The 13,777-nt window shown below is 50.6% G+C and carries 15 protein-coding genes; 6 read left to right on the plus strand and 9 right to left on the minus strand.

Annotated features, from left to right (window positions below; all coding sequences use genetic code 11):
* Positions 1–102: 102 nt before the first annotated feature.
* On the minus strand, positions 103–612 hold the full coding sequence (locus JQN73_RS00985) for a pilin (RefSeq protein WP_304607800.1): 510 nt from the start codon (positions 610–612) through the stop codon (positions 103–105).
* Between the two features lie 521 nt (positions 613–1,133).
* Between JQN73_RS00985 and gmk the strand changes: the two genes are divergently transcribed.
* The 3 genes from gmk to JQN73_RS01000 all read left to right on the plus strand — a co-directional run bounded on the left by gmk (position 1,134) and on the right by JQN73_RS01000 (position 4,369).
* Positions 1,134–1,778: a guanylate kinase gene (gene gmk, locus JQN73_RS00990; RefSeq protein WP_205323099.1), complete on the plus strand. Its 645-nt coding sequence runs from the start codon at positions 1,134–1,136 to the stop codon at positions 1,776–1,778.
* Between the two features lie 80 nt (positions 1,779–1,858).
* Positions 1,859–2,062, plus strand: a complete 204-nt coding sequence (gene rpoZ, locus JQN73_RS00995; RefSeq protein WP_168052254.1) for a DNA-directed RNA polymerase subunit omega — start codon at positions 1,859–1,861, stop codon at positions 2,060–2,062.
* A gap of 33 nt (positions 2,063–2,095) precedes the next feature.
* Positions 2,096–4,369, plus strand: a complete 2,274-nt coding sequence (locus tag JQN73_RS01000) for a bifunctional (p)ppGpp synthetase/guanosine-3',5'-bis(diphosphate) 3'-pyrophosphohydrolase (protein ID WP_205321252.1) — start codon at positions 2,096–2,098, stop codon at positions 4,367–4,369.
* 129 nt (positions 4,370–4,498) lie between these two features.
* On the opposite strand, the gene JQN73_RS01005 is transcribed toward JQN73_RS01000, so the two are convergent.
* The 4 genes from JQN73_RS01005 to JQN73_RS01020 form a co-directional block, all read right to left on the minus strand.
* Positions 4,499–4,960, minus strand: coding sequence for a DUF1178 family protein (locus JQN73_RS01005; protein WP_205321253.1), 462 nt, complete (start codon positions 4,958–4,960; stop codon positions 4,499–4,501).
* A 259-nt stretch (positions 4,961–5,219) separates the two neighbouring features.
* A complete protein-coding gene (locus tag JQN73_RS01010; protein WP_205321254.1) occupies positions 5,220–5,954 on the minus strand; it encodes a peptidoglycan DD-metalloendopeptidase family protein in 735 nt (244 codons plus the stop codon).
* 371 nt (positions 5,955–6,325) lie between these two features.
* Positions 6,326–6,739, minus strand: a complete 414-nt coding sequence (locus tag JQN73_RS01015; RefSeq protein ID WP_205321255.1) for a hypothetical protein — start codon at positions 6,737–6,739, stop codon at positions 6,326–6,328.
* 41 nt (positions 6,740–6,780) lie between these two features.
* On the minus strand, positions 6,781–7,026 hold the full coding sequence (locus JQN73_RS01020; RefSeq protein ID WP_205321256.1) for a hypothetical protein: 246 nt from the start codon (positions 7,024–7,026) through the stop codon (positions 6,781–6,783).
* A 389-nt stretch (positions 7,027–7,415) separates the two neighbouring features.
* Between JQN73_RS01020 and JQN73_RS01025 the strand changes: the two genes are divergently transcribed.
* Positions 7,416–7,730, plus strand: coding sequence for a high-potential iron-sulfur protein (locus tag JQN73_RS01025; RefSeq protein ID WP_205321257.1), 315 nt, complete (start codon positions 7,416–7,418; stop codon positions 7,728–7,730).
* A 266-nt stretch (positions 7,731–7,996) separates the two neighbouring features.
* Positions 7,997–8,215: a hypothetical protein gene (locus JQN73_RS01030; protein ID WP_205321258.1), complete on the plus strand. Its 219-nt coding sequence runs from the start codon at positions 7,997–7,999 to the stop codon at positions 8,213–8,215.
* 67 nt (positions 8,216–8,282) lie between these two features.
* Here the strand turns inward: JQN73_RS01030 and JQN73_RS01035 are convergent, their stop codons facing one another.
* On the minus strand, positions 8,283–8,855 hold the full coding sequence (locus tag JQN73_RS01035; RefSeq protein ID WP_205321259.1) for a DUF4337 domain-containing protein: 573 nt from the start codon (positions 8,853–8,855) through the stop codon (positions 8,283–8,285).
* Between the two features lie 289 nt (positions 8,856–9,144).
* Here JQN73_RS01035 and JQN73_RS01040 point away from each other — a divergent pair, with 289 nt between their 5' ends.
* A complete protein-coding gene (locus JQN73_RS01040) occupies positions 9,145–10,317 on the plus strand; it encodes a D-alanyl-D-alanine carboxypeptidase family protein (RefSeq protein WP_205321260.1) in 1,173 nt (390 codons plus the stop codon).
* Positions 10,318–10,385: 68 nt separating this feature from the next.
* Here the strand turns inward: JQN73_RS01040 and JQN73_RS01045 are convergent, their stop codons facing one another.
* The 3 genes from JQN73_RS01045 to JQN73_RS01055 form a co-directional block, all read right to left on the minus strand.
* Positions 10,386–11,084, minus strand: a complete 699-nt coding sequence (locus JQN73_RS01045) for a dienelactone hydrolase family protein (RefSeq protein ID WP_205321261.1) — start codon at positions 11,082–11,084, stop codon at positions 10,386–10,388.
* Positions 11,085–11,358: 274 nt separating this feature from the next.
* Positions 11,359–12,498, minus strand: coding sequence for a sensor histidine kinase (locus JQN73_RS01050; protein WP_205321262.1), 1,140 nt, complete (start codon positions 12,496–12,498; stop codon positions 11,359–11,361).
* A 321-nt stretch (positions 12,499–12,819) separates the two neighbouring features.
* Complete coding sequence (locus JQN73_RS01055; RefSeq protein ID WP_205321263.1) at positions 12,820–13,737, minus strand: LysR substrate-binding domain-containing protein; 918 nt, start codon at positions 13,735–13,737, stop codon at positions 12,820–12,822.
* Between the last annotated feature and the right edge of the window lie 40 nt (positions 13,738–13,777).

A 13,777-nucleotide genomic window follows, 5' to 3' on the forward strand; every position in this document is an offset into this window, starting at 1 on the left:
ACGGCCCATCCGATCAGTGGGCCACACAATAAAAATGCCGTTCAGTCTATAACTGAACGGCATAAATCCGACAATACTGCGGAGACTTACAAAATCAAAGTATTACAGACGGCAATTTGCTGGTACGAACGTTGGCAAAATCGCACCTTTAGCACCTAAGTTACCAGCAGCTACGGTCGAGGAGTTGCAGTTCCATGTAATTGAACCGGTGGCTGGAGGCGTACCAACAACAAGCGCACCACCGGCATTCGTACCGTCACGTGGTGCCAACACCAATGTCGCTGTCGCTACCGGAGCAACTTTAGCAGAGTAGGTAATTGTTATTTCGCCAGTGGCTGCGGTAATTGCGATACTGTTCACGTTGGCCGTCGCATTTGGAGCGGTCCAACCTGAAGCAAATGCCTGCCCTGCCATCGCATTTTCACTGACAGCTGTTTTAGCTGAATCAGCAAGCGTTAAACCCTCTGTTACGCGGGCACGGATCAAATAGTTTTGATAAGCAGGAAGAGCCACTGCTGCCAAAATACCGATAATCGCCACAACGATCATCAATTCAATCAGAGTAAAACCCTTTTGCGCTTTGGTCGACATGCGACGGATAGATTTATTCATATTGGTAAACTCCCTGTAGATTAGGTTGAACTTCTACAGACCATAGAGCAGGGATCGTGCCAGCTTGGCTTTTTTGCTAACTGCCCTGCTACAAGCCAATAACGGTCCCACTGTTAGTAGCGTAATTATCGACAAAATTCGTCTATATCCCATTTTACATGACCAAAACCGTCACTTGCTTCGGGGTTTGGTGCGAATAAAGGCGTAAACGGCTAATTTTTCCAAATCGATTAATACCGCTTTACTTTTTTATCGCCGAATTTACCTCGGTCTCATACTATCCTCTCTGCAACACCAGCTTGGCACTGATACAATGCTGCACTATCAGTAAGCCATGCAAGTACTGTAGATTGGGTTGATTTATGGGACGGTCCTGCATTATCGATGATACTGCCTCGGCATCGCCGCCCTGCCATCACCACTGCGCTTCATGGCACGCCACCACTTTTGCGAATGAATTAAACGCCATGACGCCGCCACTATTACCATTATCACCAAATGAAATTCTTAACGTCGCTGCCATGCCCGACGAACATCCAATGTCTGGCAGCTTATTCATGGTGGTTGCGCCTTCCGGCGCGGGCAAATCGACTTTGGTGAATGCGCTGTTGGCGCAAGAGCCAGCGATCAAGCTCTCGATTTCTTATACAACGCGCGCACCACGTACCAAAGAAACGGACGGACGGGAATATCATTTCACCTCGGTTGAAGATTTTCGTGCGCGCCATAAACAAGGCGAGTTTCTGGAATGGGCCGAAGTGCACGGCAATTATTACGGCACCTCCCGCCTGGCGATCGCTGAACAGATGCAAGCCGGGACCGATGTTTTACTGGAAATCGACTGGCAAGGCGCGCAGCAGGTAAAGAAACAATTTCCGCATGCTGTCGGCATTTTTATCCTGCCGCCGTCGATTGCTGCGTTGGAAGATCGTCTCAAAAAACGGGGCCAAGACGAGCCGCCGGTCATCACCCGCAGAATTCTGGCCGCAGGCGGGGAAATCGCCCACGCGCCCGAGTCTGAATATGTTATTATCAACCAAGAATTTTCTTATGCTTTGTCAGAGCTAACGGCTATTGTCAAAGCGACACGTTGCCGCTTCTCGCAACAAGCAGTTCGTAACGCATCCTTATTTGCGCAACTTGGCATTCATGCCAACCTAAGTTGACACCACGTTAATCTTGACGACAACGACGCTCAATCGGCGCTGTTGCAAGAGCGACAATGACCCTGTTTTTCGGAGAACATATGGCCCGTATCACCATTGAAGATTGCATCAAGCACATCCCTAATCGTTTTCAATTGACCCTATCTGCAACTTATCGCGCACGTCAGCTTTTGCAAGGTCACACCCCAAAAGTAGATGCGAAAGATAAACCGACTGTCATCGCCTTGCGTGAAATCGCTGCTGGCAAAGTTGGGATTGAAATGCTTAAAAAAGTGCCGGGTTAATCTTTCACGGATTGCGGCTGTTGTATATATAGTATGAACCTGACTCCCCCAGATTCGACCTTACCATCAGCCGCTCCTGTTAAACGAGCCGTGTCCCCACGTCCAGTTAAAACTGCACCACCAGAAACACCTATTGAACAGCCAGCGTCGAAAAAAGGCGTTGCATCGATCACCCACCTCACCACCAAACTCGCTGAGTACCTGACCCCTTCGGAGTTGAAGAAGGTCAAGGAAGCGTATCGCTTTTCAGATGAAATGCATCTGGGGCAGATGCGTAAATCAGGCGAACCCTACATCTCGCATCCAATTGCTGTCGCCGAAATTTGCGCCGATTGGAAGCTCGACGCCCAAGCCATCATGGCGGCGCTGCTGCACGATGTCATGGAAGATCAGGATGTCAAAAAAGACGAGCTGATCGAGCGCTTTGGTGCGCCGGTAGCGAGTCTGGTTGACGGCCTCTCCAAACTCGATAAAATCGAATTCCAGAGTCAGATCGAAGCGCAGGCAGAAAATTTCCGCAAGATGTTACTTGCCATGGCGCGTGATGTGCGCGTGATCCTGATCAAGCTGGCTGATCGTCTGCACAACATGCGCACGCTTGGCGTGATGATTCCTGAGAAGAAACGCCGTATCGCACGTGAGACCATGGAAGTGTATGTGCCGATTGCGCATCGGCTCGGTCTGAACAATATTTATCGCGAGCTGCAAGAGTTATCGTTCTCGCATCTGCACCCGCTGCGCCACCGTACGCTACAGAAAGCCGTGCGCGCTGCGCGTGGGAATCGCCGCGAAGTCGTTAGCAAAATTCTTGATTCCGTGAACAGCACGCTGCTGGCTACGGGCATTCCAACGCAAATAGACGGTCGCGAAAAAACGCTTTACGGCATTTATCGCAAGATGCGTAATAAGCATCTATCGTTCTCGCAAGTGTTGGATGTCTACGGTTTCCGTATTGTCGTCGATACGTTTGCCAATTGTTACGTTGCATTAGGGACTTTACACGCGCTGTACAAGCCGATGCCAGGAAAGTTTAAGGATTATATTGCGATCCCCAAACTCAACGGCTATCAGTCGCTGCACACCACGTTGATTGGTCCTTACGGCACGCCGGTTGAGTTTCAAATCAGAACGCAAGATATGCATCGGGTGGCAGAGTCCGGCGTCGCTGCCCATTGGCTGTATAAAGACGAAGATGGCGATCTGAGCGAGTTGCAACAACGCACGCATGCGTGGCTGCAGTCGCTGCTCGACATACAGAAACAAACCGGCGATTCGGCCGAATTTTTGGAACACGTCAAAGTCGACCTGTTCCCTGACTCGGTGTATGTATTTACGCCCAAGTCAAAAATCATCGCATTGCCGCGGGGTGCTACCGCACTGGATTTTGCGTACACGATTCATACCGATGTAGGCGATCAGACCGTTGCGGCCAAAATTAATCATGAACCTGCACCACTGCGTTCAGAGCTGCACAATGGCGATATCGTTGAAATTATCACCTCCAGCAGCTCTCGTCCAAGTCCTAATTGGTTGAGTTTTGTGCGCACTGGTAAAGCCCGGTCTGCCATCCGTCACCATCTGCGTACCAGCAATTTGAACGAGTCTGTTGATCTCGGTAAACGCCTGTTGTCGCAAGCGCTGGCAACACTTAATTTGAACCCCGCGTTGGCACCGGTTGTGGTTGAACGCTTGCTCAATGAGTCGAGCGCAAATTCGATGGAAGAAATTTATGCCGACATCGGGGTCGGTAAACGGATGGCGGCTCTGGTAGCGCGTCATATCATGGGCTTGCTCGAAAATCAGCCGCTCTCATTGCCGTTATTGGACATGGAAGGTTTAGCGCTGCCGATCAAGGCAGAGGCGGTCATCATTACTGGCAGTGAAGGCGTTTCGATTCAATTGTCACCTTGTTGCCTGCCGATTCCGGGTGACTTGTTAATCGGGCAGCTCAAACGCGATCAAGGTTTAGTGGTCCATACAGAAGATTGCAACACTGCAAAAAGACAGCGCAGCAAAGACCCGGAACGCTGGATTGAAGTGCGTTGGGCAACTGGATTAAACCGACGTTTTGATTGTCGAATTAAAGTCTTGGTACATAACGGAAAAGGGATACTGGCGAGAATTGCCGCCGACATCGGAGAGTCCGACGCCAATATTACTTACGTGAATATGGATGACGATAAGGACTTGATGATGACCCAGTTGGTCTTCACGATTCAGATCGAAGACCGGGTTCACCTGGCACGTCTGATGCGCAATGTCCGTAGAATTCACGGCGTAACCCGCATCTTGCGAGATCGCAGCTAGGGCTAAGGTTCAGCGACCTCGGAGGTCGAAGCCATAAATGGGCTGAGTCAGAGAAAATATTGGTCAGCTCACCTCAACTCACCTTAACAGCAAATTCCGTCCAATGACGATAAACGCTTCAGATAGTACCTATTGCAGCGATTCCGTAAACCGCGCTGGCAACGCCAACTCAACGACATCAATCCCCTCCTCTGCCAATTCCTCGCGCTGCGCAGGGCTAGCCACTCCTCGGATTGCGTGATTGGGAACTTCCTTGTAATGCATACGCCGCGCCTCTTCCGTGAAGCGCTCTCCCACATCTTTCGTATTTTTTAACACATAGCGCGCCATTTCAGCCATTGCAGTTTCCTGCCTGACCGCCATGGCGCTGGGCGCATCATGCGATACAGCAGATGGTGCCGCGGCCGCGGCCGATGCCGCTAAGTGCGATATATTGAGATGCGGTGCAGAAGGCAATTTACGAACATGCGGGCTGTCACAGGTCGGACAGACAATCTGATGCTGATCGGATTGCGATAAAAAATCCTGCTCCGAAGCAAACCAGCCTTCGAAGCGATGCTGCTGATCGCAACCCAAATTGTAAACTTTCATCGCTATTGAATGCCCATACAAGAAAGTGATCGCCGAAGCAGAGAATGCCGGATTACCGTAACGCTGATAATAACCCCGGATTATATGCTAGCCGCAAGCGGCCTCAGCAAATTTCCCGTGGTTCCCCTAACGTCATTCAACCAGAAGTGTAGCCGCATTTAGCGCGATCCGTGCCGACTCATCCAACCATCTGGCCGGCACCAGATCGGCATCGCGCTAAGGCGGAGGCGCAGGAAGATTAACAGGCAACCGCCGGCGTTTAGCGTCCCGGAAACAAGGCCGAAGGATCAATCGGCTTACCATTACGACGTATTTCGAAGTACAGCTTAACGGTGCTGCTATCTGACTTGCCCATTTCGGCAATCTTCTGTCCCTTGCTGACCGTCTCGCCCTCCTTCACCAGTATCGTTTGGTTATGCGCGTAAACAGATAACAAGCTACCGGTATGCTTAACGATCAGCAAATTGCCATAGCCCCGAATGCCGGCTCCGGCATACATTACCTTGCCGCTTGAGGCTGCCAGAATGGGTTGCCCCATGGTTCCTGCAATCTCAATTCCTTTTTTCTTCGCAGAAAAACTACTGGTTTTCACGCCCTCGGTCGGCCATAGCCAAGCGATTTTACTTTCCTCGCCCGATCCCGACGGCGGCGTCGCCGCTGATGGATCTGGTTTGCGCGGGGCCGAACTCGGACCAACCCGCTCTGCGCTTTTTGCGCCGCTCGCATTGGCTACTGCACCCAGCGGAGCTACCCGCAGCACTTGCCCTACTTCAATCCCATTCATATCTGCCAGCTTATTCCAGGCCGCGATACTACGATGATCTTGCTTGAACGTGCGGCCAATACTGTACAACGTATCACCCTTTTGCACCGTGTAATAGCCAGGACCACTCGGCGTGGCTTCGCCATTCTGACTTCCGTTGCCGCCGGTCGTGCTGCAAGCGGCAAGCATTGTGACCAGGACTCCACATACTGCCAAACGAATTTTCTGCATTCTTATTCCATTTCACGGATTCGGGAGCTCGGAATCCGATAGGAACAATGGCATTCTCCACATCCCATCTATCGTTGATTGATGCTTAAGCGCTAAACAACCATTAACAAAATATTAACTAAACAACCACTAAGCGATCACTGTGCAATAGCTAAGCAATAGTTAAGCAATAGTTAAGCGGCGGTTAGCCGTGGTTAAGTAAAGACTCAAGCGCTACATGACTGGAATATTCGATTCCTATGCTAAGCCGATACTTGACCTCAAATTTGCTGCATCGTTCATTTAAATGCACCGATTACTGCCTGTGATCTGGCGTAAGGCGCCGTCAGCACCCGTCAACACTCGTCAACACCCGTCAACGCCGGTCAACATTACTCGCGCGGAGATATGCGCGCCGATTGTTCCATTTGCTGGTTGGTCGCACATACCCGCGCGAGTGAGTTCGCTGGCGGCTCCTGTGCAGCCGAATAGGCCTGTCCGTCGTCCCGACAATACGCATCAGCAGCTATCACGGACGCCGAACGCGGGGTGGCAAATGGCTTGATCACCGCGTTGAGAAGCAACCCACTAAAGCCCATGAACACGATGGTCCCCATCTGCCAGATCCACTTGCGCCGCTCCCATTCGCGATCTTTTGTGGAAGCGGCATCATCCGCCGATGCGGGCTTCACTTCGGCAAATCCATTGTCCCGCGGGCCCTGACCGACGACCCGCTTCATAGTCTCATCCTGCTGGCAACTGACGGCAAGTTGTGCCGCATCGCTTTTATTTTTTATAACGCCCATATCCGCCCTATAACCTCGACACTATTAGTAATGGAACCTGACTACTGTTCCAGCGCGGTGATCACACCATCCAGAAAACCGTTTAAGCTGGGATTGTCGGTACTGCTACGCAGCTCAAGGGCAAGCTCGTTCAGATCAGCCAAAGCAGTAAAAAGCTGAGCCTTGCGTTCCGGCTTAAGCGATAGCCCGACTTCGTAACCGATATCACGGCACACGCCGACGAATTCAGGATTCAAACTATCTGTCGGCATCGCTGGAACAGCTGCGGGTTGTTGTGCATCAGTCATGTGCGTTCCTTCTGTAAAGCGGGGAGTTTATCAAACTGCAGAGTCCATGTGGCACTTTGCTGATAGCTTATCGTGAGAAATCATTGTAAATACGTAGTAACCGCGTGGTAACCGCACACTAACCGCACACTAACCGCACACTAATCCCTGCTGATAACCCGCTAACTGAGTATGAACCCCGCAATCGACTTGCATACGTTCAGCCTTCGCAGCGCTACAAACGTCCATTTGAAGTTACTAAATCGTTAATTGGAATATCTGATTATCAATTAACACTATCAATCGCCATGGACTGTATATTTGCAAAAATATACGCGTTTGAAATGCCCGTGCTACGATTCGCTACCGCGGTAGAGGTACCGTAAAAATAGCCCAAATAAGGAGTCCACATGAGTAATCGTAGAATATTTTTGAAAAACTTGTCTCATATCGCAGCGGCATCTGCCATCGGCATCTCCCTAAATGCCCGTGCCCAAGCAACACCCGTCGCGAATACCGATCCGCAAGCTGTGGCTCTGGGTTATAACAACGACACCACCAAAGTTGACAAAGCAAAATACCCTAACCATGTGCCAGCCCAGGCATGCAAGAACTGCGCGCTATTCCAGGGAAAAGCGACAGATGCTAACGGACCGTGCCCGCTTTTTGCTGGCAAGGTAGTCTCGGCCAACGGTTGGTGCAGTGCTTACTCGAAGAAAGCTTAATCGGGGAGCGTTACCGCCAACCCGATATTGAAATACCAAGCCCAGCCCGCGAAGCTGGGTTTTTGCTTTTAGTTTCCGTATTTCAAATAAGACCTTCAGTCTCGCGAACCCCATCACGCCCGACGCAAAAAAAAAGGAGATGATTGCCAGGTTTCCTTTGGCAGCAGTAAAATAATGGTGCGCCCTTTGTAAAAGAGCGCCAGAAATTTATTCAAATCTGCTATTGTTACTGCGGATATTCAATCCACGACCAACAGGAGACTTCCATGGATTTGGTAGATAAATTCGACGCCAAAGGCGCATCCGGCAGCAGCTATCATGTACACGTGTATCACGATCCGATTACCGCATCGTCCACCAGCGGCGAACTCAACGAGTTACCGGGCCCCAAAAGTTACCAACTTTCTGATGGACGACATTTACATCAATTGTCGGACACGAAATTTGAAATCGTTCATACCAACGAAAAAATCTTCCGGGTTTGATTTCCAGCAGTACACATGAAAAACGCACGTCCGACTCGCGTCAGACCTGCGTTTTTTTCATGGATTTCTAGTATAAAAATGCTGTGGCCGAACACACAATTCCCACCGCTGCCGACATCACCGAACCCCAGATCAACCAGCGCTTTCTGGTCAACACGGTAATCGCCGCTAACGCGACTGCAATCTGTATGAAGGTCATGCCAAGCGCCAGGCGCTCATGCGGTCGCAGTTTAGCCTCGGACTCCTCTCCAAGTTTGCGCGACTCCGCTTGCAGTTTCTCCGCCTCAGTTTTTATCTCCGCTTTCTGCCGGTCTTGTTTATCGCGATCCGCCAGATACCGTGCTTTCTGTTCAGGGTTTTCTATCAAGGATGCAACTGCTTCATCCAAATGACTTTTAGTCGATTTCGACTGATAAAAAGCCCACTGATCACTAGCTTCAGCTTGTTTCAAAATGCTCTGATTTTTTAAAAACATCGCTTCGTTCTGCGCTGCTCCGCTTTGATAACTTACCAGTGCGCCAATGGTCGCCAGGATCGCTGTCATCAGCGCAACCTTTTGCGCCAAACCGTCTCGCTCTTTTTCCACAGCCTCCTCCATTGCATGCTCGTGTGGACTAGGCACTTCGTATTCTTCTTCCATTATCTTCTCTGTAGTAAGGCTTATTATCGTACGGGTTAGTTGATCGGCGACGTGTGATGGTTCGCTGCTTTTATACATCATTACGCATGCAATAACGGATAAATATAAAAAAAATGTCATACTAGTGCTCAGCAGAAACACGGTCATATATTGTCATCCTGCTAGCCGCCCTCATGTTTTTCGTGCATTATTTAATTATCAATAGAAACGTCGCACTCCTTGAGCATTCCCGACCTTCTCAGCATGCGTTAGTAAGCACTAATAAACACTAATAAGCACGGAGGAACAGATGAAAAAATTCTCAGCGATCTTTATTCTGAATGTTTTTATGTTGTCGGCGGCTTGCGCCCAAACACCGGCAGAACCCACCTTAACGGCAAAATCATGGTTACTGCTGGATACCAATAGTGACCACGTACTAGCTTCGCACGATCCCGATGTGCGGGTCGAACCGGCATCGTTAGTGAAACTGATGACAGGTTATTTAGCCTGCGCTGCCATACAAGAAAAAAAGCTCGACCTGCATCAAATGGTCAACGTTTCGAACCGCGCCTGGAAGGTCGATCATGAAGGTTCACGCATGTTCATTCAACCTGACGTCCCGGTAAGCGTTCAGGATTTGCTGTACGGCCTGATCGTCCAGTCAGGCAATGATGCGGCGGTCGCCATGGCAGAAGCCATTTCCGGCACAGAAGACACGTTTGTCGCCCAGATGAATAACACGGCAAGAATATGGGGATTAAAAGATACCCACTTTGCCAACTCCCACGGACTGCCCGATCCCGGCAATTATTCTACCGCACGCGATTTGGCGACCATCGCCAACCATGTTGTGCTGGACTATCCCGAATGTTACAAAATCTACGCGGTGAAATCGTTCACCTACAACAAAATTTCCCAGCCGAATCGCAATCAGCTGCTATCAGCAGATGCCAATATCGACGGTATAAAAACCGGATTCACCGCCGCTTCCGGTTACAGCCTGATTGCCTCAGCCAATCGTCCCGATGGAAATGGCTACAGACGGCTTATCGCCGTCGTGTTGGGCGCCCGATCTGGCAATTTGCGCGCGCAAGAGAGCCACAAACTACTGCAATGGGGTTATCAAAATTTTGACACCGTCAAGTTATACGGGCACGGACAAGCGGTGGCCACGCCGAAGGTATGGAAAGGTAAACAAAAAGAATTGAAAGCAGGTTTCAATGAAGATCTTTATGTCACTGTGCCTAAAGGCCAGACCAGCAAAATCAAGCAAACTGTAGAGATCAACAACCCCTTGTTTGCGCCCATCGCTGAAGGCAACAAACTTGGTCAGCTCAAGGTAAGCGTCGGCGACACTGTCGTGCTGACGCAGCCGATCATTGCATTAGGAAATGTGGAGCAAGCGAATTTTTTCTCTAGACTGATCGATGACGGCTGGCTGTGGATTTACGGCACGATCGACCATTTGATGAAACATTGATTTTGTGGACAGTCGTTAGCGCTACACGATGCCCTTTTCCTGGAATGGAAAAGGACTGGTTTTATAACTTATAGATTTTCAGCCAGGAAGGTCAAGGTACGACCTTCTGCCAATGCCGCCGCGCGCTGGTTATACATGGTCGGACGGCCCCAGCAATTAAAACCATGATCAGTATCCGGATAGTCGTAAAAGGTGGCGTTAGCCTTACCTGAAAACGCCGCCTTCACCGCTGCCACTTTATCCTGTGTGATGTGGGCGTCATTGTCCGCATAATGGAACAAAATCGGTTGCGTGATCTGATCAGCGATGTCCAGATGCTGATCAATTCCACCACCATAAAAGCACACCGCCGCATCGGCCTTGCTCAGCGCCGCAGCACGATAAGCCAGTTGACCACCAAGACAATAGCCATGTGTCGCGACTTTACCATCCAGCTCGGGAAGTGCGCGCAATGCAGCCACTGCATCTGCAACATCTTTCGCGGCCTGATCGGTATCGAGTTTTTGGTAAAACCCGAACGCCTGAGTGTTGCCAGCTTCGTCGTAACTCAAATCAACCCGTGGTGCCATGCGCCAGAACACATCCGGTGCCAGCACAACATAACCAGCTAAAGCGTATTGATCCGCGACAGTGCGGATATGCGTGTTGACACCCCAGATTTCTTGCAACAGAACAATTCCGGGACCTTTGCCGGTCGGGGGTAAAGATAAATAGCCGCTAAATCCAGTTGCGCCAGCGGTCGGGATATCAATCCAATGTCCGTTCATCGTGTAATCCTCTCAAGTTGATATTTTGTTTTCAATCAGATTGAAAATGGCGTGCAGTTAAATAGTGAATATTAAATATAAATATAAACATATTTAAATAAATCGATGTGAATGCCTGTTCAAAACAGAAGAAACAGCGACCATGCTCACATGGAACCAGGCAAATAGTAGCAGATGACCTGACGGATATTTTCAGGGGGCTGAAAACGTCCGGTTTAGTCATCTGTGCCATAGGTGTGCAGACACCACTTGCATCAGGGCGAACCGACGCACGCTATTGCAGTGTTTTCCTACGCGGGAGTTTGACCGTAAAAATGGTGCCGGCAGTCTCGTTCGACTCCACGGTAATTGTACCTCCGTGCGCCTCGGTGATTTGACGCGCGATAAACAGCCCCAATCCCAGACTTGTCGACGGTCGACTATGCGATTGCCCCTCCACAGTCAGTTGAATCAGCGGCGTAAAAATCGCCGCCAACGATTTTGATGGGATCACCGGGCCGAGATTTTTCACCGTAACGATGATCGCCTCCGGACCGCCTTTTGCGCAAATGGTCACGGGCTGTTTGGTCGTCCGATATTGCGCGGCGTTATTCAACAGATTCGAAAAAACTTGCTGCAAGCGATCGCTATCAAAAGAATCAATCAGATTGCCCGAGGTATCCAGTTCGAATACGCAATCAGGATGTGCTGCACTAGCGTCCTCAAGTGCGGCCTGACAAATTTCTTCAACATTCACCGTCTCCATGATCATCGGCATTTTTCCGCCCAGCTGGGTCCTTGCGTACTCCAGCAGATCATTCACCATCGCGTTCATCGTGGCAGCGCTTCTCACCACGCGCGCGCCAATAAGTCGCACACTGTCTTTCGGCTCGCCCAACCGTGAGAGAGAATCTCCGGCCATCGCCATGGTCGCCAAAGGACTTCTTAAATCGTGTCCCAGAATCGCCAGAAAAGTGTCCCGGGTACGTGTTTCCTGATCCGAGAAAGTGGTCACCGATTCGGCCAGGGCTTGATCAATGGCCTCGTTGAAGCGCACCATATCGTAGGTCGTTTCCTCCGAAATACGGTTAATTTGCGGCAACCATAAACGCAAAACAATCGCCCTTAACGCACGATACTCTGCAGTCAACTGGGCCAACGAAAATCCGCTCAGCTGGCGTAAGATGCCATGCGTTGCTGCTGCGCTTTCGTCGTCCACAGCAACCACAGCAGTCCCTTCAATCTTCTCCTTTTGTTGCCTCACGCTTTGTACTGTGACTATATCCAAGGCAATTTCCTGCAATATTTTCTTCACATGATCCCGCAGCGCAGTTGTCGAAAGCTGGTTCGCAGGTGCACCGAGTGTTCGCGCAACGGATTCCCACTGCTTGATAATCTGCTCGGTATGGCTATTGATAAAACCGGATAATTTCATGATGAGCGGTGTACCCTGACGGGTACAGTCCTATATTGATATAAAAACAACATAAAATACATAAAATTGGTACGAGGCACCGCGCTCCCCGCCGCAACTAAAGAAGGGGCGTAACACGCGATTGGCTAGTACACAATAGATCATAGTCTTAAAAAGAGTGCAGCGATGAAATACCTGCAAAATAATACAACTAAAACGGTTGACAGGATCTGACGCCTAGTTGTGGTCATTATCTGAAAATATCCATAGTCCTTTTGTTCCTTTTTTTTACGACCGTCCCTTTCCCTCTCGCGCCATTTCAACGTGCTGACCCCGCTTAATTTACCCCGCGACGCCCCATTGCGGGTGTTTCCCCAGTTCATCAAACAATTCAAAAATGATCGACTTGACCTTCTGTACTGCGTTGCTCAGCAACGCCGTATCGTGCCAACAAAGCGACAAATCACGCGTGAACAAGCTGTGATCGACTTTGGCCAGCTTGAGCTTATCTTGCGTGAGTTCACCGTGCGCTGCGGTCCATGGCAAAATCGTGACGCCTAGCTTCGCCATCACGGCAGCAAACAGCAAGTCGGTAGAACCCGCTTCGAACTGAATCTCGCAGCGCAGACCGGCCTCCAGCATTACCGCATCAACCCGAGTGCGGATTGTGTTCGGTGCGCGGGGTAGAATCAGCGGCATCTTTGCCAGTTCGGCAATCGATACCGCCCCCCCCGGCAAGGGAAATTCCGGCCACGCGATCACGTAAAGCGCTTCCGTGAGCAACCGCTGCGAGGCGATGCCGCGCGTCTCAACTGCATCCACGACCACCGCAAGGGCAACCCGCCCGCCAGCAATCAACCCACCCAAATCAGCGCTCGGCGGATCGATCAACTCAAGTTCGATGCCCGGATAGCGCTGGCGTATCGTGCGCGCCAGCGGAATTCCCAATACTCTGGCGGTGCTGGAGGGCATTCCCACCGCCACCTTGCCCTGCGGAAATTCGGCGTCCTGACGTAACAACTCACGCGTGCCGTCTGCTTGCCGCAACAACTCCAGCGCATGCCGATAAAGTGTTGAGCCAGCCGCGGTCGGGGTCACGCCATGCACACTGCGTTCCAGCAACGGCATACCCATATCGCGTTCCAGATTGCGCATCTGCTGGCTGATGGCTGGTTGTGCTATATGCACCGCTTCGCTGGCCCGCGTGATATTGCCGCATTCCACCACCTTCACGAAATACCGTAACTGACGCAGATCCATGTTGCCTCCAAATCTCACCATCCTATATGAAAATCCGATG

The sequence above is a fragment of the Glaciimonas sp. PAMC28666 genome, assembly GCF_016917355.1.
Taxonomy (GTDB): domain Bacteria; phylum Pseudomonadota; class Gammaproteobacteria; order Burkholderiales; family Burkholderiaceae_D; genus Glaciimonas.

Excerpts from the sequence above, each read along its gene's own strand:
- JQN73_RS00985 (WP_304607800.1), bottom strand. The coding sequence starts at position 612 with ATGAATAAATCTATCCGTCGCATGTCGACCAAAGCGCAAAAGGGTTTT.
- gmk (WP_205323099.1), top strand. The coding sequence starts at position 1,134 with ATGCCCGACGAACATCCAATGTCTGGCAGCTTATTCATGGTGGTTGCG.
- rpoZ (WP_168052254.1), top strand. The coding sequence starts at position 1,859 with ATGGCCCGTATCACCATTGAAGATTGCATCAAGCACATCCCTAATCGT.
- JQN73_RS01000 (WP_205321252.1), top strand. The coding sequence starts at position 2,096 with ATGAACCTGACTCCCCCAGATTCGACCTTACCATCAGCCGCTCCTGTT.
- JQN73_RS01005 (WP_205321253.1), bottom strand. The coding sequence starts at position 4,960 with ATGAAAGTTTACAATTTGGGTTGCGATCAGCAGCATCGCTTCGAAGGC.
- JQN73_RS01010 (WP_205321254.1), bottom strand. The coding sequence starts at position 5,954 with ATGCAGAAAATTCGTTTGGCAGTATGTGGAGTCCTGGTCACAATGCTT.
- JQN73_RS01015 (WP_205321255.1), bottom strand. The coding sequence starts at position 6,739 with ATGGGCGTTATAAAAAATAAAAGCGATGCGGCACAACTTGCCGTCAGT.
- JQN73_RS01020 (WP_205321256.1), bottom strand. The coding sequence starts at position 7,026 with ATGACTGATGCACAACAACCCGCAGCTGTTCCAGCGATGCCGACAGAT.
- JQN73_RS01025 (WP_205321257.1), top strand. The coding sequence starts at position 7,416 with ATGAGTAATCGTAGAATATTTTTGAAAAACTTGTCTCATATCGCAGCG.
- JQN73_RS01030 (WP_205321258.1), top strand. The coding sequence starts at position 7,997 with ATGGATTTGGTAGATAAATTCGACGCCAAAGGCGCATCCGGCAGCAGC.
- JQN73_RS01035 (WP_205321259.1), bottom strand. The coding sequence starts at position 8,855 with ATGGAAGAAGAATACGAAGTGCCTAGTCCACACGAGCATGCAATGGAG.
- JQN73_RS01040 (WP_205321260.1), top strand. The coding sequence starts at position 9,145 with ATGAAAAAATTCTCAGCGATCTTTATTCTGAATGTTTTTATGTTGTCG.
- JQN73_RS01045 (WP_205321261.1), bottom strand. The coding sequence starts at position 11,084 with ATGAACGGACATTGGATTGATATCCCGACCGCTGGCGCAACTGGATTT.
- JQN73_RS01050 (WP_205321262.1), bottom strand. The coding sequence starts at position 12,498 with ATGAAATTATCCGGTTTTATCAATAGCCATACCGAGCAGATTATCAAG.
- JQN73_RS01055 (WP_205321263.1), bottom strand. The coding sequence starts at position 13,737 with ATGGATCTGCGTCAGTTACGGTATTTCGTGAAGGTGGTGGAATGCGGC.